Origin of the sequence: Halorubrum sp. CGM4_25_10-8A, assembly GCF_005435025.1 — an archaeon.
GTDB lineage: Archaea > Halobacteriota > Halobacteria > Halobacteriales > Haloferacaceae > Halorubrum > Halorubrum ezzemoulense.
In genome coordinates this window covers 22,854-46,042 of sequence record NZ_SGTX01000002.1, presented here as the reverse complement: position 1 = coordinate 46,042, position 23,189 = coordinate 22,854, and the positions used below count along the sequence as shown (strand labels likewise).

Here is a 23,189-nt window from a genome sequence, read left to right as displayed (position 1 = left end):
GGAGTGAAGCGAGCGTAGCGAGCGGAACGACCGGGGTTCAAATCCCGCTCCGGGCGTTTCTGTCGACGCCGACTACGAGCGAGGAGCGATAGCGACGAGCGAGTCCGGCGTCGACCCACCTTCCGGGCTACAGGTCCAGTTCCGCCCGCAGGTCGTCGACGAGGGACTCGGTCTTCGCGTCCGGGTCCTCGTCGGTGTCGACCGGGGGGCGCCCGTCGTACGTCTCGTGGACCATCGAGACCCCCTCGGCGAGCGTGTCGAGGCCGTATCCGCCCTCCAGCACGTACGCGTGGGCGGCGCCGGCGTCATCGGCGAGCGTCCGGATCCGGTCGGTCAACAGCGCGTACCCCTCCGAGGAGACGCGCATCCGCGAGATGGGGTCGTGGCGGTGCGCGTCGAACCCCGCCGAGACGATCAGCAGGTCGGGGTCGAACCGATCGATCGCAGGCCCGATCCCCTCGTCGACGGCGTAGAGGTAGTCGGCGTCGCCGGCACCGGCCGCCAGCGGGAGGTTCACGGTCGTCCCGTCGCCGTCTCCCTCGCCGGTCTCGTCGAGGTCCCCCGTGTCCGGGTAGAGGCCGTCCTCGTGGATCGACGCGTAGAGGACGTCGCCGCGGTCGTAGAAGATGTCCTGCGTGCCGTTCCCGTGGTGCACGTCCCAGTCGAAGATCGCGACGCGGTCAGCGAGGTCCTCGTCAAGGGCGGTCTGGGCCGCGACGGCGGCGTTGTTGAAGAAGCAGAACCCCATCGCGTCGTCGGTGACGGCGTGGTGGCCCGGCGGGCGGCCGATCGCGAACGGGGTCTGCCGCCCGGTCGAGCCGTCGAGCGCCGCGCGGGCGGCCCACTGGGCGAGCCCGGCCGAAGTGAGCGCCGCGTCCCACGTCCCGTCGCTGGCAACGGTGTCGGGGTCCCAGCTGCCGCCGCCGTCCGCGACGAACGACTCCAGTTCGTCGACGTAATCGGGGTCGTGAACGGCCGAGACGGCCGCCTTCGCCGCGGGATCGGCCTCGACGTACTCGACGCCGTGCCGCTTCGCGAGACCGCGGCGGATCGCGCGGAGTCGGTCCGGGTTCTCCGGGTGTCGCTCGCCGGTGTCGTGGTCGAGACACCGCTCGCTGTAGCCAAACTGCATCTACTCGAACAACGCGAAGTACGTCTCGATGTCCTCGGCCTGTACGGTCCGTCGGTCCGCGTGCCGGGCCAGCGTCGCGGCCGCGCTCGCGACGTTGTCGGCGTAGTCTTCCAAAATGTCGGCCAGCGCGACGCGCGCGTCGACGCCGACCCGATAGCGGTCGTCGATCCGGAGTCGAGCGATCCGGTCGATGGGCGCGACCGGGAGCGTGAGATCCTCCCGGCCGACGACCTGCTCGACGCCGAAGTCCGCGGCCATCAGCGTCTTCCGGCCGTCCGCGGTCGCCTGCTCGGCCGCGTCGACGGCGAGCTCGGCGCCGTGCGATTGGATCCGTCGCGCGAGCTCCTCGGCGGCGTCCGCGCTGACGCGGAGTTCCCCCGCGTTCCGCCGGATGATCCCGTCGACCGGCGCGAACGGTAACTCGACACTCATACACACAGTCGCGTCCGTGTGTCGTATAACGCTTTCCGTTACCCGCTTTGCCGCCGGATCCGGACGGGCCGCCGCGGCGGTCGGGCGCGTCAGAAGACGTCGTCGGCGTCGATGGTCCCGTCGCGCTCCGGGCCGCGGACGGTTATCTCCTCGCCGAGCCGGAGGCTCGCGTCGGTGTCGACCGATTTCGTCTGCTGTCCGTCGTCGAGCACGACCGGGTCCCCGGTCTGGACGACCGTGCCGGTGAACTCGACGGCGCCGTCCGATCGCTCCGCCGCCGCGGTCGCCGCGCCGCCGCTCGCACCGCTCCCTTCCTCGTCGCCGGCCTCACCGGCGACGGCCTCGGCCGCCGCCTTCTTGCCGTCATCGGAGAAGGCACCGAGACCGGTTTCGTTCGACCCGCGGCCGTCTCCGTCGCCCCCGGTGCTTCCGGCCCCGGACGCGCCGCCCGCGACGCCGGCCGCCGCGTCGCTCCCCTCGTCGAGGACGGAGACGGTCGAGCGCCAGTTCGCGGACGCCTCGAGGTCGTCCTGCCAGCCGTCCTGGATCTCGACGTCGGTGAAGACGACCCGGTCGGCCAGTTCGATCTCGCGGTCGGCCTTATCGCCCCACAGCGCGACGCGGATCTCGCCGGTCTCGTCTTTGATCCGGACGTTGCGGACCTGTCCCTCGCTGCCGTCGTCGCGGTCGAACGTCCGCTTCGGGTCGGTCTCGATGACGCCGCCCCCGATGTCGACGGTCTGGCCGATCTCGAGGTCGGCGATGTCGGTGGTCTCCGGGACGTACTCGACGTCCTCGTCGACGCGCTCGACCGTGCCGCGGTCGCCGACGTGGAGCTCCAGGTCGCCGTCGCGCTCGCGGACGTAGCCGTCGCCGACCTCGACGACCTCGCCCGCCGCGAACTCCTCGGCGAGGTCGGCCTTCCCGTCCCAGAGCGTGACGCGCACGCGCCCCGTCTCGTCGCCGAGCGTGAGGTTGGCGACGCGTCCCTCGCTGCCGTCGTCGCGGTCGAACGTCCGGATCGAGTCGGTGTCTAACACCTGCCCCACGAGGTCCACGTCGGACGCCCCGAGCGTCAGGTCCTCGACGCGGTAGGTGTCGAGCACTTGGACGTCGACCTCGGCGTCCTCGTCCGGCTCGACCTTGTCCGCGCTCACTTCGAGGCCGCTGTACCCCTCCTTGGGACGGCCCATGACGCGGAGGACCTGCCCGACTTCGAGCTCCTCCTCGGCCGCCGCGGCCATGTCGTCCCACAGTGCGACCCGGACGGAGCCGGAGGCGTCGGCGACATCGACGTTACACACGCGACCCTCCTCCGCGTCCTCGTCGTCGCGCTCGAAGGTCCGGATCTCGCCGATGGCTGTCACCTTGCCGAGGAACTTCACTTCGTTCATCCCCGGTTCGATGTCGGCGATGGTGTCGGCCTCCTCGTCGCGCAGCTCGTGTGCGATGAGCATCGCGGCGGTCTCCTCGTCCGCGAGCCCGCCCATCTGCTCGACCTTGTCCTCGACGGCGGCCTCGAACTCCTCGAACTCGACGTCGGTGTCGAGGTCCTCGTACACCTCCTCTATGGCGCCCATACTCGTCCCTCCGTGGTCGACGGGTTCGCGCATAAGCGTTGCCGTTGGCCGGGGGTCGCGCCGGACACCCCCCGGTCGGCACGGGGACCGGAGCGGGTCGCGGTCGCGGCTCGAAAGCGTCTCATGGGCGTTCATGGGTCCCGTCGATACAAAAGGTGTTCATCCGGCACGGGGAGTATGCGGACCGCAGGCACGCGGCCGCCGGACCGTAACCGTCTTAAGTTCCACCGCGATACGTAGAGATGAGTCCTGGTAGGGTAGTGGACTATCCTCTTGGCTTGCGGAGCCAGGGACCGGAGTTCAAATCTCCGTCAGGACGTTTTCGGACAAACCAAACGGCGAGCGTAGCGAGCCGTGCGTGTGTCCGAAAACTCCGCGAAGATTTGAGCAGGAAAGTCGGAGCGGCCGAGCGAAGCGAGGCCGAACGTCTTTCCGAGTTCAAATCTCCGTCAGGACGCTCACTTTGCGGCTGCCTCACTTCGTTCGGCAGCGACTGCGTTCGGTCCCGACGTGCCCGACGCTTGTTTCACTCGCGTCGGACTCCGTCGAGACGTTTCGGCCACACCAAACGACGGGCGCAGTGGAGAGTATGTCGCCCCCGCGACTGGGGCTCAGAGCCGGTCACCCTCACTCCACGGGCGATCTGACCGAGCTGTTAATCGTGCGGGTGGAACCGCTCCATCGCTCGGCGGACCCCGTCGGTGGCGCCGATGAACGTCACGCTGTCGCCCATTTCGAGGACGCTGTCGGCCGAGGGAACGCGGTTCTCGCCGTCGCGGCTGATCACGGCGACGAAGGTGTCGTCCGGGATCCGCGCGTTGAGGTCGCGGATGCTCTTCCCCGCCAATTCGCGAGAGGTCACCTCAACCTCCTGAACGTCGTGGCTGTCGCCGAGCTCGTTCATCCAGTGGGTGAGCGCGGGGCGTTCTATCTCGTCGTCGATGGCCGCCGCGGTCGCCGTCGTGGCGTCGATGCCGGTGACGCCGATGCTGTCGAAGGCGTCGACGTTGTCCGGGTCGTTCACCCGTGAGTAGACGGACGCAACGTCGAACTTGGTGATGGCGAGCTGGCACGCGAGGAGATTGATGTCGTCGTCGGCCGTCGTCGTAATGAACCGCTTCGCGTCGTCGATGTCGGCGGCGCGAAGCGCCTCCGTGTCACTGCCGTCCCCCTCGTAGACGGTGAACCCCTCTGCGCGCGCCCGTTCGGCGACGTCCGGGTCCGTCTCGACGACGACGACGTACTCGCCCCTGTTCTCCAGTCGCGTGGCGAGCGCCTGACCGACCCGGCCCCCGCCGATGATTATCGTGCGCATTGGTGACACTCCGAGAAACTCTCCGATCTGCCGCGCGAACCCCGCCTCGACGAGGACCGTCGCGAAGATGACCGCGAACACCGTGCCGACGAGCAGTTCGCCGGCGGCGATGCTGCCAGCGAGCTCCAGCTCGATGGCGAACAGCGTCGCCACGCTCGCCGGGATGATCCCCCGCGGCCCGACGGTCGCGATGAACAGGCGCTCCGGGCGGGTGAACCGCTCGACGCCGAACGTCGCGAGGAACGCACCGAGGGGTCGCAAGACGAGCATGATGACGGCGACGATCGCGATCACGCCGACCCCGAGGCCGGCGATCGCCTCGACGTCGATCAGCGCGGCGAGCGAGATGAAGACGAAGGATAAGACGATCGTGGTGGTGTTCTCCGCGAACGTCTCTATCTCCTCGCGGTTGTCGATCCCGAGGTTCCCGAGGAGGGTCCCGCTCGTCGCCGCCGCCGCGATGCCCGCCTCCGCGGCGACGGCCTCGGCGGCCGCGAACGAGCCGATCGCGGCCGACAGCACGAGGAACTGCGACGCCTGTACGTCGCGTTCGGGGACGATGTCGCTGTCCAGTAACAGGTAGATGATCCCCGTGGCGAGCAGCCCCGCGGCGACCCCGACGCCGAACCGCTGGAGGAACGAGAGCACCGTCGCGGGGACGCCGAGGTCGTCGAGCAGCAGCGTCTCGAAGATGACGACCGCGACGATCGCGGCCGTCACGTCGTTGACGATCCCCTCCGTCTCCAGCGCGGTCGCGACGTGGTCCCGCACCCGGACCACGTTGAGGATCGGCGTGATGACGGTCGGGCCGGTCGCCACCAGCAGCGCGCCGATCAGCAGCGCGATCTCCCACGTGCCGTCCGTGAACGCGCGGACCGCCGCCGCGGTGCCGAGGAACATCACGACCGCGCTGATCGTCACCAGCCGGAGCGACACCGTCGACGCGCGGCGGATCCGGTCGATCCGGAGCGCGAACGCCCCCTCGAAGACGATGATCGCGACACTGAGTCCGACGATGATCTCCAGCCCCTCACCGAACGTCTCCAGCGTGACGAGGCCGAGCAGCTCGGGTCCGAGCACCACGCCGATTGCGAGGTAGAAGATGACGCTCGGCACCCGGAGCCGGTGAGCGAGCAGCTGGACCGCGAGCCCCGAGACGAGAATCACCGCGATCACTGGGAGTAGACTACTGGACACGTCGATCGACAGTACGACCCCCCACGTCGTTAGTGTACTGGTGGATCCGCCGACGCCGAGCGGAGTGGCGGAGACCGGCCACGACATTGGTTTCCACACACGGGAAACTATTAATCCGGTTCCGTCACACGGTGAACGTACGCCCGGTCGGTCCCCACCGCCGGGTCGAATCCATGACCGTCCGCGACCCCATTCCGACGTTCGCCCCCCGCTGGAGCGTCCGGAAACGGGTCCGCGGGCCGGTCGCCGCTCTCCTCGGTGCCGTCGCCGCGTGACCCCGACGCGGGGGCGGCCCGCTCGCTGCCGACGCGAGCGACCGCTTCTACCGGACTGCTCTCGACACCGATCCGTCGCCCTCCGACCGCGCGGTGCGGTCTCCGGCGGCCGAACTGACGCCGACCGCGAGGCGCACGCCTCGCACCACCACCCCAATCCGACGATGACAGCAGATCGACCCCCCTCCAGACGCATGGTTCGCCCCGACCTGTACGCGTGCCCGCACCCGACCGAGTCCCTCCCGTCGCTCGGCGCGACGATCGCCTTGGCGGCGCTGCCGGCCGTGGTGGTCGGGGTCCTCGCGTTTCCGATCGCGGCCGCGGTCGCGCTGGCGGCCCTCGCCGGCGCGGTCGTCGGCGCGGCGCTCCACCGACGGTATCCGAGCGCGGTCGGCCGGACGCTCCGCCTCCCGGCCGACGACGCGAGCATCCGAGAGACCTGACCGACCCCGCTGACGCACGAACCCTCCGCCTCCCGCTGACGCACGAACCCTCCGCCTCCCGCTGACGCACGAACCCTCCGCCTCCCGCTGACGCACGAACCCTCCCCCGAGCCGCTCGCGGAACTCGACATTTATCACTCGCCGCCACCGACCGCGACGCGTGAGCGACCGCGACTCGGAGGCACGGAGCGACCGCGGGGACGCCGTCCATCGCGATCGCGTCGTCGCCGGCGCCGCGCTGTTCAACGAGGGGCACCCCCTCGCGGCGCGTCACGTCTGGGAAGCGGCGGGGGCGTCGATCGATGACGGCGGCGGGGAAGACGCAGAGCGACCGGAGGACGCCGAGCGACTGCTTCGGGGGCTGACCGCGACCGCGACGGCGACGCACCGCGCGGCCGACGGCGACGAGCCGGGCGCTTCCGAGCGCGCGGCGGACGCCGTCACGGCGCTGACGGCGGACTCCGACTCGCTGGGGGTCGCGATGGCCCCCGTCCGGGAGTGGGCTGAGCGGCTCGCCGAGGCGCCAGAGGCGACGGGGCCGGCGACGCCGCCGCGGATCCGCGTCGACGGCGAGACGCCGACGTTCGGCGATCTGTCGCTCGGGGCGGCGGGTCTCGCGGTGCCGGCGCTCGCGGCGACGGGCGAGCCGGGCGACGCGGCGACGCTCGCGACCGCGGCCGAGTTCGCGTCCGCGGAGCGCGGGACCGGGCGGACCGAGTTCGCCGAACTGCTGCTCGCGTACCTGCGGACGCCGGACGCGCGGCCGCAGGTGGCCGCGCGACTGGGCGACCACGTGGAGCGAGAAGAGCGGAAGCGGCGGGACGTCGAGGACCTGTTCTAGCGGCGCGGTCCGGCGCGAGGGCGGCCGGCGGCGGCCGCTCAGGCGTCGTCGCTCGGCGCGTCCGGGTCAGCCGGGAAGTTGGGCTCAGCGGGCGCGTCGGCGGCGTCCGCGCCGGCGGCGTAGCGGCCGCCGTTCGTCTCGGTGTCGCGGTCCGGCTTGGGTTCGCCCTCGAAGGTGTAGTCGCCCGAGTTGTCCGCGGGGTCGTAGCCCAGCGCCTCGCGGGCTCGCTCGATGGAGTAGTAGCGCCGGTCGTTGTCCGAGATGCCGTACACGACCTCGTAGCCGTACGTCGCCCGGAGACAGCGGTCGAACAGGTGCGCGCAGTCGCGGTGCGAGAGCCACATCGCCTGCCCCCGCTCGTACTCGCGGGGCGGGTGGTCCTTGGTGAGGTTCCCGATGCGGACGCAGACGACGCTCATGTCGAACTCGTCGTGGTAGAAGCGGCCGAGCGACTCGCCGGCCGCCTTCGAGACGCCGTAGAGGTTGCCGGGGCGCGGGAGTTCGCTCCCGTCGAGCCGGTACTCGTCTTCGGGGCGGTACAGGTCGGGCGTCCGCTCGTCGGTCTCGTAGCCGCCGACGGCGTGGTTCGAGGAGGCGAACGCGAACTTCTCGACGCCGGCCTCGGCGGCGGCGCGCATCACGACCTGCGTCCCGTCGATGTTGTTCCGGAGGACGGAGTCCCACGGCGCCGTCTTCCGCGGGTCGCCGGCGAGGTGGATCACCGCGCCGACGTCGGCGATCGCCTCGCGGACGGCGCGCTCGTCGGTGATGTCGGCGACGTACCGGTCGGCGTCGGTGACCCCGTCGGGCACCTTCGCCGCCGGGAGCGGCTCGCGGTCGAGGAGCCGCCAGTCGTAGTCGTCGCCGATACCGCGGAGGATGGCCTGTCCCACCCGTCCGCCGGCGCCCGTCAGCAGTACCGGCTCGTCCATTCGACTCTACGTGGGCGGGAGAACGGCATATATGACACGGTTCGACCGGTACGCCCGAATGCCGGCCGCGAGGCCGGGGTCACGAGAAGAGAACGGGGACGAGCGGTCGGGAGGGCGCGCCTATAGCTTCTGCCGCGAGACCTTGACGCCGGTGGGGGTGACGATGATCTGGTCGTCGCCCTTCTGGACGATGTCGCCGTCGACCTCCTGGACGACCTGCCGGAGCTCGTCGTAGACGTGTTCTATCGTCCGGTCCGACGTGGAGTGGCGGGTGATGTCGGCGATGACGAAGTCGCCGTCGTACACCGCGTCCTTGATCGGGATGACGTCGCTCTGGTCGGCGATCTCCGCGAAGTGTACCTGCGTGTCCGTTTCCGCGTGCGCGTCGGCGAAGTCGTCCGCGTCGAGTTCGACGTAGTCGTCGACGGAGCGGCTCCCACCCCCGCCGAGGATCTTGCTCATGATGCCCATACACACCACACGACGAGGTCGGACATTAGTTCTTACGTCAGACGCACCCCCGGCGAGCGGACGCGGCCTCAGTCGAGTCGCTCCTGCCACTCCTGGACCCGCGAGAGCAGCTCCACCGGGGGCGTCTCCGCGACGTCGACGTCGCTCAGCTCCTCGATCACGGCGCGGGTCTCGGCGTCGAGCCGCTCGGCCGCCTCGGCGTCGGCTCCGGTCGCTGCGGTCTTCGCAGCGCCGCCGGAGCCGCCGGATTCGACCGACGTGTCCGCGGAATTGCCTCCGTTCCGACGCGCGTTCGAGGGCTGGGCGTCCGCCCCCGTTTCCCCGTCGGCGTCGGACGCGTCCGAGAACGACCCGGACGAGAGGTCGAACACGACCTGCTGGGTGCCGCCTTCGCCGTCGCCGCCGGCGCCCCTGCGGCTCCCGTTTCTCCCGGTCCGCGAGCCGCGGGCCTCGATCGCCTTCTCCTCGCGGAGCCGGTCGAGGACCTCGTCCGAGCGGGAGACGACGGGGTCCGGGACGCCGGCGAGGTCGGCGACGTGGACGCCGTACGAGCGGTTGGTCGGGCCGTCCCGGACGGTGCGGAGGAACGTCACCTCGCCGTCGCGCTCGTCGACGGCGACGTGGACGTTCTCGACGCGCGGAAGGTGGTCGGCGAGCGTCGTCAGCTCGTGGTAGTGGGTGGCGAAAAGGGTGCGCGCGCGGACCTCGTTGTGGAGGTACTCGGTCGCGGCCCACGCGATGGAGATGCCGTCGTAGGTGGCGGTGCCGCGGCCGACCTCGTCGAGGATGACCAGCGAGTCCTCGGTGGCCGAGTGGAGGATGTTCGACAGCTCCTGCATCTCCACCATGAACGTCGATCGACCCTGCGCCAGCTCGTCGAGCGCGCCGACGCGCGTGTAGATGCCGTCGACGAGCCCCACCTCGGCGGCTCGCGCGGGGACGAACGAGCCCGCCTGCGCGAGCAGCTGGATCAGCGCGGCCTGCCGCATGTACGTCGACTTGCCGCTCATGTTCGGGCCGGTGACGATGAGGAAGCCGCGGTCGGCGTCGAGCCGCAGGTCGTTCGGGACGAAGTCGGTCGTCCCCTCGACGACGGGGTGGCGGCCGGCCTCCACGTCGAGCCGGCGCTCCGTCGTCAGCTCCGGGCGCGTCCAGTCGCGACGCGCGGCGTGGGTCGCGAGCGAGGCGAGCGCGTCGAGTTCGGCGATCGCGCGCCCGGCGTCCTGAAGCAGTTCCGCGCGCTCGGCGACGCGCTCGCGCAGTTCCTCGAACAGCTCGTACTCCAGCTCGCCGCGGGCCTCCTCGAGGCGGAGGACCGCCCGTTCCTTCTCCGCGAGCTCGTCGGTGACGAACCGCTTCGAGTTCTTCAGCGTCTTGATCTCGCGGTAGTGCTCGGGCACCTGATCGGCGACCGACTTGCCGACCTGAATGTAGTAGCCGTCCGTCTTGTTGCGGTCGACGGTGACGTGGCTGAGCCCGTGCTCTCGCTTCTCGCGCTCCGCGAGCCCGTCGAGCCACGAGTTCACGCCCTCGTGGCGGTCGATCAGGTCGTCGAGCTCGTCGTCGTAGCCGCGCTTCAGGAGTCCGCCGCTCGTCTTCGCCTTGGGCGGATCCTCGGCGAGGGCGTCGGCGAGCTCTTCCCGGAGCGCGGCCGCGCGGTCGCGGTCGACCCTACCGAGCACGGCGGCCGCGGGCGAGTCGGCGAGGGCGGTGTCGTCGAGCGCGTCCGCGAGGGCGGGCAGCAGCGCGAGCGTGTCGCGGATCGAGAGCAGTTCGCGCGCGCCCGCGCTCCCGCTCGTCGTGCGCGCCGCGAGCCGTTCGAGGTCGTACGCGTCGCCGAGCACCTCGCGGAGCCGGTCGCGCGCGAGCGCCGCGGACGCCAGCGCCTCGACCGCGTCGAGCCGGTCGTCGAGCGTCTCGCGGTCACGTCGCGGCCGGGTGAGCCACTCGCGGAGTAGCCGCCCGCCGGCGGCCGTGAGTGTGTGGTCCACCGTGTCGAACAGCGAGCCGTCGGCGTCGCCCCGCATCGTCTCCGTGATCTCGAGGTTGCGCTGCGTGGTCGCGTCCACGTCGGCGCGGTCGTCCGCGCCGTACGCCGTCAGGCGGGTCATCGAGGCCAACACGCCCGCCCCCGTCTCCTCGACGTACGAGAGGACCGCGCCCGCGGCGCGGACGGCGAGCGTCGAGTCGAGCCCGACGCTGTCGGTCGTCTCGCGGCCGAACTGCTCCCGTACCGCGTGCTCTGCGCGCCCGGTCGCGAACGCCTCCGCGTCGAAGGCGGTGACGCGCCCCGAGAGGTCCTCGCGGACCGCGCCGAGGAGGCCGTCGTCGTTGCGGACCCGCGGCCCGGGCAGCACCTCGGCCGGGCCGAACCGGTAGAGCTCGGCGCGCAGGTCGCCCCCGTCGTCGACGGTCGTGGCGAGGAACCGCCCCGTGGTCACGTCGGCGAACGCGAGGCCGTACGGCCCGTCGTCGGCGGGTCCGTCCGCCGCGCCGCGCCCGTCCTCCTCGCGGACGACCGCCGCGAGGTAGCGCGCGTCGTCGTCGCTCGTCTCCAACACCGTGCCCGGCGTGACGACGCGGACGATCTCGCGGGCGTGGTCGCCGCCCTCGGTCTCGTACTGGTCCGCGACCGCGACCCGGTAGCCGCGCTCGACCAAGGCGTTCACGTACGGCGTCAGCTCCGAGAGGGGCACGCCCGCCATCGGGTACGACGAGCCGTGGGAGGACTTCTGCGAGATCGACAGATCGAGCTCGTCGGCGACCAACTCCGCGTCGTCCGCAAAGAACTCGTAGAAGTCGCCGCACTGCATCGCGAGGACGTCCGCGTCCGTCTCCGCCTTGAGATCGAGGAACTCCCCGACGATCCCCGTTGCCATATGTCTCTACTCCCGCCGTGCGCGGCTAAAACCCTGCGGGTGTCCGTCCGGTCGGCCCGAGCCCCGCCGCGCGCCGGCGCGCCGTCATCCCAGCCGGTTCCGCTTCGTCGACGCCCGGTGAGCGATCCCGGACGCCCCGAACACGAGCGTGAAGAGCGCCGCGTACGCGTACCCGGAGACCGCGCCGAACGGGGCGGTCCCGGTCCACCCCGCCGTCGCCAGCAGTCCGCACACGACCGCGAGCCCCGCGTAGTACTCGGCCCAGAGGATCTCGTTCTCCGAGACGATCTCCAGGTACACCTCCAGCTGTCGGCTCTCCTCGGTGAGCGACACCAGCCCCCGGTCCGACTCGTAGTCGATGAACCCGCTCGCCGCCAGCTTCGGCAGGTGCGACTGGTGGAGCGCGGTGTACACGCGCTTGCGCTGCTTGTACGTCACCGCCGGAATCTCGACGTCGTTCTCCCACGCGGCCAGCTGCTCGGCGATATCCCTGACGCGCGCCTCGGTGCCGTTGGTCTTCAGGTACTTGATCACGTTGCGACGCCGCCGATTGCTCAGCGCGGTGAACACCTCGTCGCGCGAGGGGCCCTCACCGTCGGTGTCCGACGACGCCGCTTGTTTGGCGAGTTGTGGTGTCATAGCTCATACATGCCGAATGAGAGTACGGTTATCATGGGAGGATATATCACTTCGCATTGTACCCACTAGAGCCGGTCCCCGGAAGATTCGCCCGAACAGAAGCGTACACACTCGCCGTACTTCGGGCGTTCTTGACGTCTCCGACACAGTTCATCACATCGATACAAGTGGATTTGTCCGGGCGCTGTAACGATGTTGTGGGCCGGAGAGCCCGCGTCGGACGCGGTAGGCGGCGCATACATAGGTCGGTGCGTCGCGTTCGGACCAGCATGAACGTGTCACGAGACTCGGTCGTCGGTCGCCTCCGGCAGCCGGAGTACACCGGTGCGAACCGGTGTCTCCCCTGTACGGCCGTCAACGTCGGCATCGCGGCGGCCGGGGCGGGAGCGGTGGCCGCGGTGGGCGCGCCGCTACTCGGGGCGGTCGGGTTCGGCGGCGCGCTCGGAGCCATCTGGCTCCGCGGGTACCTCGTTCCCGGGACGCCGGAACTCACGAAGCGCTACCTCCCGGAGCGGGCGCTCGCGCTGTTCGGCAAGGCGCCCGGCAACGCCGAGCCCCGCGGGCTGGGCGTCGGTGAGGTAGACCCCGAAACGTACCTCCTCGACGCGGGCGTCCTCGTCGAGACGCCCGCGGGCGACGACTTCGCGTTCGCCCCCGACTTCGCCGCGTCGTGGCGGGCGGCGGCCGAGGACGGGGCGGGAGCGACGCCCGACGAGGGGAGACGGACCGACCGCGACGACCTCGCGGCGCTCGCGGCGCTCACCGGACTCGACCGGCACGAACTCTCAATCGACTGGCGGGGCGGCGCGGGGTTCGCGTACGCCGGCGAGGAGCGGATCGGTCACTGGGAGTCGCGGCCGGCGTTCCGGGCCGACGCCGCGGCCGACCGCGTGCTGACGGGGCTCGACGGCGACTGGGCGGATCGCCCGCTCGCCGAGCGGAGCGCGGTCCTCGGCGCCCTCCGGCTGTTCGTCGCGGAGTGTCCGTCGTGCGCCGGGGACGTGGCGCTCGAAGAGCGCGTCGTCGAGTCCTGCTGTTCCAGCTACGACGTGGTCGCCGGTCGCTGTGCGGGCTGTGACGCGCGGCTGTTCGAACTGCGACTGCCGGCGTCGCTCGCGGCCGCGAGCGAGTAGGAAGCCGAGGGAGGTCGGACGAGTCGAGAGGAATGGACGGTCAGTTTTCGGGGAGTGGGTTTCCGGGAAGTCGCGTCGGAGAGGCCTCAGCGTAGCCGTAGCTGTCGCAATACCGAGAAGCGGTTGACCCACAGCTGGGCGGCGCTGGCGGCGGCGAAGGCGCCGAGCGCGAGGCTGGTCCACAGCATGGGGTCGACCGCCGACACGAGCGGGACGTCGAGGAGCGCGGCGAGCACGACGAGCAGCGATCCCACCGCCAGCGCGCGGTACAGCTCCGACCACGTCGCGCCGCCGGGCGCGAGAATCTCCGTGTACAGGCGCACGTCGCGTGCGCGTCGAGAGAGTTCGAGCGTCTGCGACTCGCGGTCGTACGTTATCACGCCCGCCTCGGCCAGCTTCGGGAGGTGCGTCTGGACCAGCGACGTGTACACGCTCTCGCGACAGCGCTTCGGGGGCGGGGTCTCCCCCGTCTCGCGGCGCGCGACGAGCGTCGACAGCTCGTTGACCGAGACCGTCCCGCCGACGGAGCTGAGCTGTTCGATCGCGCGCCGTCGGCGCTCGTTCGCGAGGATGGCGTACACCTGTTCGGCCGGAAGCACGTCGTTTCGGAGTTTCATGGAGATGGGGGCCGGGCGGCCGCGCCCGGCGGCGCCCGAGTTCTGCTACTTCCTGCGTCTGACGGGGGTATATGTATGGGCTGGCTACCCGGGGGGACCGCCGATCGGGTGCGGGAGGTACGGGTCGCCTGCCGGGTTCGACCCGCCGAGTACGGTGTCCGTGCGGCGATCTGGGGTGTGGGTATGAATCGCATGCGGTCGCGATCCGCCACGGTAGGGGCGCCGGACCGCCCGTCGAACGCGACATTTGACCGGTGGCGTGAAAGCTTCTACCGGCTGGAATCGGTCGTTCGACGGTGACGTGGGAGCGCGTAACTAGGTGGGTGTCCCTCGGAGGGGAAAGTAACCGATTCGGTCAGCCCAGCGCGGACGGGGGGCGAGTCGGAGGAGACACCATGAGCAAAGACACAAACGACAAAATCGGACTCTCGCGGCGCAAGGTGCTCGCGGGCCTCGGCGCGGTCGGCGTCGCGTCCGCGGGCGCGGGACTCGGTACCACGGCGTACTTCAACGACACCGAGTCGTTCGACGGGAACACCCTCACCGCGGGCGAGCTGGACCTGAAGCTGGACTACAAGTCGACGTACCTCGGCGGCCCCGGGCGCCTAGACGACATCGAGGCGATGGGGTACCCTGACGTCGAGGACCTCGGCGACGGGCGCTACCTGCTCGACCAGACGCCCGCGCCCGGAGAGGGGCAGAGTTGGGAGGACTACGTGACCGGCGAGATCGACTTCTGTTCACCGGCGATGGACGAGTTCCTCGTCAACGGCGACGGGATCCCGGTGTTCACGCTCGACGACGTGAAGCCCGGCGACTCCGGCGAGGTGACGATCAGCCTCCACATCTGTGACAACCCCGCGTACGTCTACCTCGCGGGCGAGCTAACCCAGGCGGAGAACGGGCAGTCCGAGCCCGAGGCGGACGCGGACGACACGCCCGACCAGGGCGACCTCGCCGACGCCATCGAGGTCTGCGTCTGGTACGACGAGGACTGCGACAACGTGTACGAGCCCACGGGCACGGGCGAGCGGCAGGAGCTTGAGGTCGCCTTGGTCAGCGACACCTCCGGCTCGATGAGCGGCGCGAACCTTTCGGCGCTACAGGCGGCCGCAACGAGCTTCGTCGGTAACCTCTCGTCGCCGGACGAGGCCGCCGCGATCTCGTTCGCGAGCGGCGCGTCGCTGGACCAGAAGCTGACGACCACCTACCAAGACGTCATCAACGCAATCAACAACTACACCGCGTCCGGCAGCACGAACGTCGCGGGCGGGATCAACGTCGCACAGACCGAGCTCACGAGCGGCACGAACGCGACGCCCGGCGCCTCGAAGGTCATGATCGTCTTGACCGACGGCTTCGAGAACGTCGGCGACGCTCGGACGGCCGCCACCGCGGCCAAGAACGCCGGCACGCGTATCTTCGGGATCGGGCTCGGCAACAACGTCGACGCCAGCCTCGTCCAGGACATCTCGTCGTCGCCCGGCGACGCGTTCCTCGCGCCCGACCCGGCCGACCTCGACACGGTCTACGCCGAGATCGCGCAGATCGTCTTAGCGGGCGAACAGAAGATCCTCTCCGGCACGATGAGCGAGGTCTTCGCGGAGCTGGCCGACGGCGAGGCGCTCGACGGCAACCGGCAGGAGGAGGGTCGGCAGCCGTACCCCGGCGCGACCACCCAGTGCATCGGCTTCGAGTGGACGCTCCCGGCGGATGTCGGCAACGAGATCCAGACCGACTCCGTGAGCTTCGATCTCGCCGTCTACGCCGAGCAGTCGCGGCACAACGACGACCCGCAGGTGGCGTTCAACGGGACCGACGTGAACAGCACCAGCCCCGGTCCCGCCCCCAACGTCACCGGCAACATGAGCGGTCAGAACTAGCTCCTCGGAGCGACGCGGCCCCGGACGACGAGACACGTCCGGTTCCCGGCTCGGCGCCTTCGGGCGGCCGACGCGGCGGTTCGCGACCGCCGCCGGGAGTTCCCTTCGGGGATGATACACAATGAACGACGACAAGATCGGACTATCGCGGCGCAAGATGCTGGTCGGACTCGGTGCGGTCGGCGTGGCCTCCGCGGGCGCGGGCCTCGGCACCACGGCGTACTTCAACGACACGGAGACGTTCGCGAACAACGAGCTGACGGCCGGTTCGCTCGACCTGTTCGTCCACGTCGACTACTCTGAGGACCAGGGCAACTACGCGCAGTACTCCACGGAGCCGGGAACGTACGTCGACGGGAACGTGGTCGGGATCGAGGGCCAAGGCTCGACGGGCGACCCCCTCAGCATCCGGGTCTCCGACCTGAAACCCGGCGACTCCGGCGAGGGCGAGTTCTGCTTCTCGATCGTCGACAACCCCGCGTACATGTGGATGTGCGGCGAGCTGACCGCGAACGCGGAGAACGGGCAGTCCGAGCCCGAGATGGACGACGACGACACCGGCGGCGACCCCGGAGACGGCACGGGCGAACTCGCGGACGCGATGCAGGTAACCGTCTCGTACTGTACCGACGACGGCGACGGCGGCAACGACATCGGCGACGAAATCGTCTCCGGCTCGCTGCGGGACGTGATGCTCGCGCTCCGGGCCGGCGTCCCGCTGTCCAGCGACGGCGATGCGAACGCGCCCCTCGCGGATCGTCCAACCTTCGATGGCGTCACGGAGGCGTTCACCGACGGCGAACCGAACGTCGACGAGCAGTGCGTCTGCTTCACTTGGGAGGTGCCGACGAGCGTCGAAAACGAGATCCAGACGGACTCGGTCATGTTCGACTTCGAGTTCTACGCGGTTCAGGCTCGCCACAACGACGGGGCGCACAACCCCTGCGTCGACGAGACCGTCGTCACGGCGTACGACAACGACTGGAAGGGCCAGACGCTCGGCAACCCCACCGAGGGCAACGTCTACACCAGCGTCTCGTTCGGCCAGAACCAGACTGTTCTGAGCTTCGCGTTCGCCGACGACGGCGACGGGGTCGACTTCCTCGACACCGCGGACTACTCCAGCACGAATCTCCCGGTCGCGGTCGACGCGGACGATGACGGCACCCACGACTGGCAGCTCATCTGGCAGCCCAACGCCGGGTTCCCGGACGCGCCGTTCGGCTACCAGCCGAACAACGGCGGGAGCTACGGCGCCGCCGAACCGCTTCCGGCCGGCTTCTCGGCAGTGAAGGTCGGGAACACGATCGTGTTCGGAATCCCGAACAGCGACATCAACTCGACGTTCCGGCTGCTCGGGTACGGCAGCACCGGCGGCGAGGGACCCATCGCGGAGGTCAACGTCGACCCCTCGTTGGGCCCGGACTTCTACAACAGCGCGAACGCGATCGAGTTCAGCGACTGACGTGCTGACGACGTCGCTCGAAGCGGCGTGATCGCCTCCCACCCCGGACCCGCGCGGGCGGCCGGGACGACGGTTCGACTCCGTCGGTGGGACTCCCTTCGGGGATTCACAATCATGGCAGACAACGACAACATCGACTCCATCGGACTGTCGCGGCGGACCGTGCTGGCCGGCCTCGGCGCGGTCGGCGTGGCCTCGGCTGGCGCGGGTCTCGGTACCACGGCGTACTTCAACGACACCGAGTCGTTCGACGGGAACACCCTCACCGCGGGCCAGCTGGACCTGCTCGTCGACTGGCAACAGACCTACGACTTCGGCGAGGGCAACCAGTTCGTCAGCGCGCACCCGGACCACGACGGCGACGGCGAGCAGTCGATCGAGATCGACGGCGAGGTGTTCACGTACAGCGACTTCCCGGACGAGGACGACGAGGACAGCAACGGCGCGAACCTCCCGATCCTGGACTGCGAGACCATCCCGCCGCTGTCGGAGGCGGACTTCGGCACGGACCCCGTCACGGGCGAGGTGATGGAGACGCTGGTCCGGCTCACCGACGTGAAGCCCGGCGACTCCGGCGAGATCACCTTCTCGCTCCACCTCTGTGACAACCCCGGCTACATCTGGATGCAGGCGGCCAACGTCGACGACGACGGCGGCACCGAAACCGAACCGGAACTGACCGTCGACCCGGATAACCTCGGCGACCTCGGCGACGCCATTGAGGCGAAGCTCTGGTACGACGAGGACTGCGACAACGTGTACGACGGCGCGGAGCCGGCCGACATCATGCTCACGCTGGACTTCTCGGGGTCGATGCTGTACGATCAGTTCGACGGCGTGGTGAGCGAGGACAACATCACGGTGGGCGGGACCACCTACGACGAGACCACGAAGATCGACCTCGTCGAGCTCGGCACCCGCCAGTTCGTCGACTACCTCGAGTCGCAGGGGTCGGACGTCCAGGTCGGCGTCACGTACTTCGACGGCGAGGGGAGCGGCGACACCGAGCCTAGGACCGGGCTCCTCCAGCCGCTGACGGCCGACCTCGACGATGTCGACGACGCGCTCGACGGGCTCCGGAAGAAGCTCGCGAACGTCGTCAGCGGGACGAACAACGACCCCGACATCGACGACAGCGACGCGGACCCGTTCTCGAACGCGAGCGGCATCGCGACGGGGACGTACATCGGCGAGGGCGTCAACGACGCGCAGGCCGAACTCGACGCGAACGGCCGCGGCGGCGTCGAGTTCCGGAACATCGTCCTCTCCGACGGGGAGTCGTTCAACGGGACCGGCAGCACCCAGTTCGCCGACCCCGTGGACGCGGCCGACGACGCCCGCGCGGCGTCGCCGAACCCCGCGACGAACGTGTACACCATCTCCGTCGGCAGCGCGAACGACGCGGTGCTGTCGTCGATGGCCGGCCCCGCGGGGGGGCCGGGCGGCGATCCGTCATTCTTCAACGACGTCGACGACCCGCTCGTCATTCCCTCGGTGTTCGGGAACCTCGCGGCACAGACTGGACAGGAGAAGATCATCATCGAGGGCTCGCTCGCGGACGTGCTCGACGAGCTCGAGAGCGGCGACGGAATCCCGCTCGATGGGAACCGCGCGACGCCGTACGGCGAGCTGGCCGACCCGGCCGACGACGGGAACCGCGACCCGTTCGCGGGCGACGGCGTGATACACTGCGTCGCGCTCGAATGGGAGCTGCCGATCGGCGTGGGCAACGAGGTTCAGGGCGACGCGCTCGGCTTCGACCTCGGCTTCTACACCGAGCAGGCGCGCCACAACGACGGCGCGGGGGTTCAGTCGGCCTGAGAGCGCGTCTCGGACCGCGTCGCGGCGTCGGCGGGCGAGAACGGAGGTCTGTTGCCGATCGGCCGACCGCGGGCGGGTACGGCGTCCGTACCGCCCGGTACGGTCACCGGTCCGGGCGGGTAGGGCGCGCATACATACGAGCGTCGTGAGAGTAGGAAGGGTATCGACGATACGGCCGTTCGGAGCCGCGACGACACACAATGACACAGAAAGAATCGGGACTCACGCGGCGGGAGGCACTCGCGGGCGCCGGAGCCGTCGGCTTCGCGGCCCTCGGGGCCGCCTCCGGACGACCGACGGGAACGGACAACTGGGACGAGTACACGAACTACACGTACGCTCAGACGGACACGCCGTTCAATCTGCTCGTCGGGTGGCGGCGCACGGAGAACGGGACGCTCGTTGATTCGAGCGCGGTCGGCGCGGTCGACGACGTCGGAGCGGTCGGCGTCCGGCTCGTCGACGTGGGCAACGCGCTGCCGCACGATTACGGCACCGCGAGCGTCGGGCTCCGGCTCGAAGATCCGGAGGACACCGCCCGCGTGTGGCTGCGGATCGACCCGCACCTCGACGGCGCCGACGCCGCGAGCGCCGCGCTCGCGGAGCGCGTCACGCTCACGGTCCGGCAAGACACCGGGATATTCGGCATCGGTAGCTGCGGCGGCGCCGAAGGCGAGTTCGCGAGCGCCGGGGAGCTGATCGCCGACGAGACGTTCGCGGACATCGACGGCTCCGCGCTCGCGGACGGGATCGAACTGCGCCCCGGGCTCCTCGGCGACGGCTGCCTCGCCCCGGGCGAACAGCGCTGCCTGACCTTCGCGTGGGAGTTCGACGGCGAGGGCGGCAACGCCGGACAGGGCGGCGCGGTCGACTTCCTCGTGGAGTTCGCCGCCGACGAGTGCGGCGCCGAGGGGAACCCCTTCGACGGGAACGTAGCGGCCGGGGGCGGCGGCGGCGCCGGAGGCGACGCATGAGCCCCGACGACGGCGGGCGGCGCCCGAGCGGGCTGAGCCGACGACGGCTGCTCGCCGGGATCGGCGGCGTCGGCGCGGTCGGCATGGCGAGCGGCATGGGCACGGGCGCGTACCTCGCCGATCGGGAGACGTTCCCGGGCAATGTCTTCGGCGCCGGCGAGGTCGGACTGACGGTCGATGGGGTGCCCACCGACGGGACCGTCTCGCTCGGCCCGCTGACGGTCGATCGGACGACGTTCGACGAGCGTCCCGGGCCCGAGACGTTTGACGTGGGGGCGTCGGCGAACCCGGTACGGGTGTGGCTCGCGACCCCCTGTCCGGACGGCGATCGCCTCGGGAACGCCCTAGAGGTCGAGGTCGTCGTCGACGGCGAATCCGTGACCGGCGGGTACCGCCCCCTCGCCGAGGTCGAGCGCGACCTCGCGACCGGGGTGCGGATCGACGCCCGGTGTCTCGGGCCCGACGACGACCCGGTCGCCGTCGAGGTGTTCCCGTACCTCCCGGCGGACTCGCCCGACGTGGGCGGCGCGGCGACCGACCTGACGTTCCGGGTGTACGCGGAGCAGTGCCGCCACGTCGCCGAGGCGGACGCGGCGAGGTCGAACCCCTTCGTAGAGACCGAGTGCGCGTCCGCGTGCGTCCCCTGCGAGGACGAGAACGGCGTCGCGGTCGGCTCGCTCACGCTCCGGTACCTCGGCGACGACCCGGCGACCGTGGTCGTCGTCGCCACCGGCGGCGGCGCGGGCGGTCGAGGCACCGCCGGGACGACCGTGTTCGACGGCGAGGTGACTCCGGACGGGACTTTCGTGGTCGACGGGACCGCCGCGCCGACCAACGGCGACCCGGGCTGGATCGGCCCCAACATCTACCTCGACGACGGCGGGACGGGCACCGACCCCGAGACCGACGCCGACGGTACTGGTGGAAACGGCGGCGGCAGCAGAGGAAACGGAAATGGCGGCAACGGCGGCGGCCACGCGGGCGTCAACATCCACACGAGCTGTTCGGTTCCGCTCCGGGTCGGCGACGTCTACGGCGGGCTGTACGAGATCGCCGCGGCCGCGACCACGGGCGGTGAGCCGCTGTGCGGCACGGAGGAGAACTGATGACCAAACTACTCACATCACCACGGACGAAGCGCGCGGCGAACGTACTCGGGATCGTCCTGCTGATCGCCCTCGTCGCACCGTTCGCGGTGTACGCGGCGCCGGAGGTCGTCGGCGCGGACGAGAGCTTCGTCGTGCTCACGGCGAGCATGACGCCCGCCATCGCGCCGGGCGACGTGGTGATCGTCGCCGAGCGCGACCCGACTGCGATCGCCGAGGGCGACGTGATCACGTTCGTCCGCGGCACGAGCGACGTGCCGGTGACGCACCGCGTGATCGACGTGGTCGACGAGGCCGGCACGCTCGCGTTCGAGACGATGGGCGACGCCAACGAGGGGCCGGATCCGGGGCTCGTCCCCGCCGGGAGCCTCGTCGGCGCCGTGACGCTGACGATCCCGTACGTCGGGTACGTGATCCAGTTCGCGGGGACGCGAGTGGGGTTCGTCGCGCTGGTCCTGTTCCCGTTCGGGCTGCTCGCCGCGACGGAGATCTGGTCTATCGTCTGGGGCCGCGACGGATCTGAATCGCAACCCTCGATGACCGTCGATCCGGTCGACCCCGTCGACGAACCCGGCGACGGAGACGGGGCGACGGCCGGACTCGATCCGGTAGTCGGGCCCGACCCGGCGGCTGGACCCGGTCCCGCGGCCGAAATCGTGACGGCGCAGGCGACGGAGGAGGCGAGCGGTTCCGGGGGCGTCTCGGTCGACGCCGTCGGCGGCGCGGCGGCGGTGCTCGCCGCGTTCGCCCCGTACGTGGTGTACGTCGCGTTCGAGCTCCGGACCGCCGTCGCGATATCGGTCGCGATCGGCGTGTCGACGCTGCTGCTCGGGGCGCTCGCCGCGTGGGTGCCCGCCAGCGGTGTCTTGGACCGCAGCGGTGGAACGCCGGATCCGGCTGTCGAAACGGACGCAAGCGGACCGACGACAGACGCGATGCGTAACGGAGACTCCCCCGAGTCCGACGGGGGCGCGTCCGAGCCGAACGACACCGTCGACTCGGCGGCGGTCGCCGCCGGGGCGGAGACGACGGCGGCCGAGGACGGGGCCGAGCCGGCGTCGACGCCCGGGTCGACACCGGTCTCACGTCCCGAGGCCGCCGGGGAGGGCGACTGATGGCCGCGAACCGTGGGCTCGTCGCGCTCGTCGCGCTGGCGGTCCTCGTGTGGGGCGTCGCGTTCGCCGGAGGGGCCACGGTCGCCGTCCTCTCGGCGAGCGTCGACGTGACCGCGACGTTCGAAACCCCGGACGAACTGAACCAGATCAACGAGACCTCGACCAACGGCAGCCAGACCAACGAGACCGCCGATGTCGATCTCACCGCGGTGGCCGTCGAGAACAGGACGAGCGACCCTGACGGAGACGGCGCCGGACTGGACCAGAATGTCTCGGCGCCCGTTGGGAGCAACGTTTCGGCGCCCGCTGGGAGCAACGTCTCGGCGCCCACTGGCGGCAACGTCTCGGCGCCCACTGGCGGCAACGTCTCGGCGCCTACCGAAGAGAACGTCTCGGAACCCACCGCGGACACCAACGCCTCGGTCCCGGTAACCGACTCGGCGACAGCCGAAGCGGATCAGTCGGGGAACGAAACGGCAACCGTGGAAAACGAGGATAGTCCGTCTGAAACGCCGGACACCACGGATTCCGATACGGCTGACGCTGCGAACGAGAGCGCGTCGAGCCCGGCCGTGACATCCGCAGACACGGACAGCAACGAGTCTGACCCGGCCGTGACATCCGCAGACACGGACAGCAACGAGTCTGACCCGGCCGTGACATCCGCAGACACGGACAGCAACGAGTCCGACCCGGCCGTGACATCCTCGGGCACCGACGACACGTCGAACACCGACGACAGCACGTCTGACGCACAGAGTTCGGAGACCAACGCGAAGACTCTGACAGACGATGACGACACGTCGAACACCGACGACACGTCGAACACCGACGACACGTCGAACACCGACGACACGTCGAACACCGACGACACGTCGAACACCGACGACACGTCGAACACCGACGACACGTCGAACACCGACGACACGTCGAACACCG

The 23,189-nt window shown here is 70.2% G+C and carries 19 protein-coding genes and 1 tRNA gene; 11 read left to right on the top strand and 9 right to left on the bottom strand.

What is annotated here, in order from left to right; all coding sequences use genetic code 11:
* Window positions 1–127: 127 nt before the first annotated feature.
* From EXE52_RS02615 to EXE52_RS02605, 3 genes are all read right to left on the bottom strand, one after another.
* The gene (locus tag EXE52_RS02615; protein WP_049932199.1) at window positions 128–1,132 is read right to left on the bottom strand and encodes a histone deacetylase; all 1,005 of its coding nucleotides are present in this window, start codon (window positions 1,130–1,132) and stop codon (window positions 128–130) included.
* Entirely contained in the window at window positions 1,133–1,564 is a 432-nt protein-coding gene (locus tag EXE52_RS02610) for a histone family protein (RefSeq protein WP_049932198.1), read from the bottom strand.
* An 89-nt stretch (window positions 1,565–1,653) separates the two neighbouring features.
* The gene (locus EXE52_RS02605; RefSeq protein ID WP_179231124.1) at window positions 1,654–3,144 is read right to left on the bottom strand and encodes a single-stranded DNA binding protein; all 1,491 of its coding nucleotides are present in this window, start codon (window positions 3,142–3,144) and stop codon (window positions 1,654–1,656) included.
* Between the two features lie 246 nt (window positions 3,145–3,390).
* On the opposite strand from EXE52_RS02605, the gene EXE52_RS02600 reads away from it, so the two are divergent.
* Window positions 3,391–3,463: transfer RNA gene (locus tag EXE52_RS02600), tRNA-Arg, on the top strand.
* Between the two features lie 336 nt (window positions 3,464–3,799).
* Here EXE52_RS02600 and EXE52_RS02595 read toward each other — a convergent pair.
* Window positions 3,800–5,635: a sodium:proton antiporter gene (locus tag EXE52_RS02595; protein ID WP_094553613.1), complete on the bottom strand. Its 1,836-nt coding sequence runs from the start codon at window positions 5,633–5,635 to the stop codon at window positions 3,800–3,802.
* A 490-nt stretch (window positions 5,636–6,125) separates the two neighbouring features.
* Here EXE52_RS02595 and EXE52_RS02590 point away from each other — a divergent pair, with 490 nt between their 5' ends.
* Both EXE52_RS02590 and EXE52_RS02585 read left to right on the top strand, forming a co-directional pair.
* Entirely contained in the window at window positions 6,126–6,374 is a 249-nt protein-coding gene (locus tag EXE52_RS02590) for a hypothetical protein (protein WP_241897935.1), read from the top strand.
* 160 nt (window positions 6,375–6,534) lie between these two features.
* Window positions 6,535–7,215, top strand: a complete 681-nt coding sequence (locus EXE52_RS02585) for a hypothetical protein (protein WP_137703416.1) — start codon at window positions 6,535–6,537, stop codon at window positions 7,213–7,215.
* A 38-nt stretch (window positions 7,216–7,253) separates the two neighbouring features.
* Here EXE52_RS02585 and azf read toward each other — a convergent pair whose 3' ends face one another.
* The 4 genes from azf to EXE52_RS02565 all read right to left on the bottom strand — a co-directional run bounded on the left by azf (window position 7,254) and on the right by EXE52_RS02565 (window position 12,136).
* A complete protein-coding gene (azf, locus tag EXE52_RS02580; RefSeq protein WP_049932190.1) occupies window positions 7,254–8,147 on the bottom strand; it encodes an NAD-dependent glucose-6-phosphate dehydrogenase Azf in 894 nt (297 codons plus the stop codon).
* A 120-nt stretch (window positions 8,148–8,267) separates the two neighbouring features.
* Entirely contained in the window at window positions 8,268–8,618 is a 351-nt protein-coding gene (sepF, locus tag EXE52_RS02575; RefSeq protein ID WP_049932189.1) for a cell division protein SepF, read from the bottom strand.
* A gap of 68 nt (window positions 8,619–8,686) precedes the next feature.
* The gene (gene mutS, locus EXE52_RS02570) at window positions 8,687–11,497 is read right to left on the bottom strand and encodes a DNA mismatch repair protein MutS (RefSeq protein WP_137703415.1); all 2,811 of its coding nucleotides are present in this window, start codon (window positions 11,495–11,497) and stop codon (window positions 8,687–8,689) included.
* 84 nt (window positions 11,498–11,581) lie between these two features.
* Window positions 11,582–12,136, bottom strand: a complete 555-nt coding sequence (locus EXE52_RS02565) for a hypothetical protein (RefSeq protein ID WP_049932185.1) — start codon at window positions 12,134–12,136, stop codon at window positions 11,582–11,584.
* Between the two features lie 269 nt (window positions 12,137–12,405).
* On the opposite strand from EXE52_RS02565, the gene EXE52_RS02560 reads away from it, so the two are divergent.
* Window positions 12,406–13,269: a hypothetical protein gene (locus EXE52_RS02560; RefSeq protein WP_094553616.1), complete on the top strand. Its 864-nt coding sequence runs from the start codon at window positions 12,406–12,408 to the stop codon at window positions 13,267–13,269.
* Between the two features lie 86 nt (window positions 13,270–13,355).
* Here EXE52_RS02560 and EXE52_RS02555 read toward each other — a convergent pair whose 3' ends face one another.
* Entirely contained in the window at window positions 13,356–13,886 is a 531-nt protein-coding gene (locus EXE52_RS02555; RefSeq protein ID WP_049932183.1) for a hypothetical protein, read from the bottom strand.
* Between the two features lie 395 nt (window positions 13,887–14,281).
* Between EXE52_RS02555 and EXE52_RS02550 the strand changes: the two genes are divergently transcribed.
* The 7 genes from EXE52_RS02550 to EXE52_RS18395 all read left to right on the top strand — a co-directional run.
* On the top strand, window positions 14,282–15,769 hold the full coding sequence (locus tag EXE52_RS02550) for a VWA domain-containing protein (protein WP_137703414.1): 1,488 nt from the start codon (window positions 14,282–14,284) through the stop codon (window positions 15,767–15,769).
* A gap of 121 nt (window positions 15,770–15,890) precedes the next feature.
* Window positions 15,891–17,234 carry a SipW-dependent-type signal peptide-containing protein gene (locus tag EXE52_RS02545; protein ID WP_137703413.1) on the top strand — a complete coding sequence of 448 codons (1,344 nt, stop codon included), beginning with the start codon at window positions 15,891–15,893 and terminating at the stop codon, window positions 17,232–17,234.
* Between the two features lie 114 nt (window positions 17,235–17,348).
* Window positions 17,349–19,055, top strand: a complete 1,707-nt coding sequence (locus EXE52_RS02540) for a SipW-dependent-type signal peptide-containing protein (RefSeq protein ID WP_137703412.1) — start codon at window positions 17,349–17,351, stop codon at window positions 19,053–19,055.
* Window positions 19,056–19,255: 200 nt separating this feature from the next.
* Complete coding sequence (locus EXE52_RS02535; RefSeq protein WP_086216600.1) at window positions 19,256–20,029, top strand: hypothetical protein; 774 nt, start codon at window positions 19,256–19,258, stop codon at window positions 20,027–20,029.
* Window positions 20,026–21,135 (top strand): hypothetical protein, encoded by a 1,110-nt coding sequence (locus EXE52_RS02530; protein ID WP_137703411.1) that lies wholly within the window; start codon window positions 20,026–20,028, stop codon window positions 21,133–21,135. Before EXE52_RS02535 ends, EXE52_RS02530 begins: the two co-directional genes overlap by 4 nt.
* The gene (locus tag EXE52_RS02525) at window positions 21,135–22,250 is read left to right on the top strand and encodes a signal peptidase I (protein WP_137703410.1); all 1,116 of its coding nucleotides are present in this window, start codon (window positions 21,135–21,137) and stop codon (window positions 22,248–22,250) included. The genes EXE52_RS02530 and EXE52_RS02525 overlap by 1 nt, the downstream gene beginning before the upstream one ends.
* On the top strand, window positions 22,250–23,189 hold a 940-nt coding region (locus EXE52_RS18395; protein WP_199239130.1), incomplete at its 3' end, for a hypothetical protein. The genes EXE52_RS02525 and EXE52_RS18395, both read left to right, overlap by 1 nt.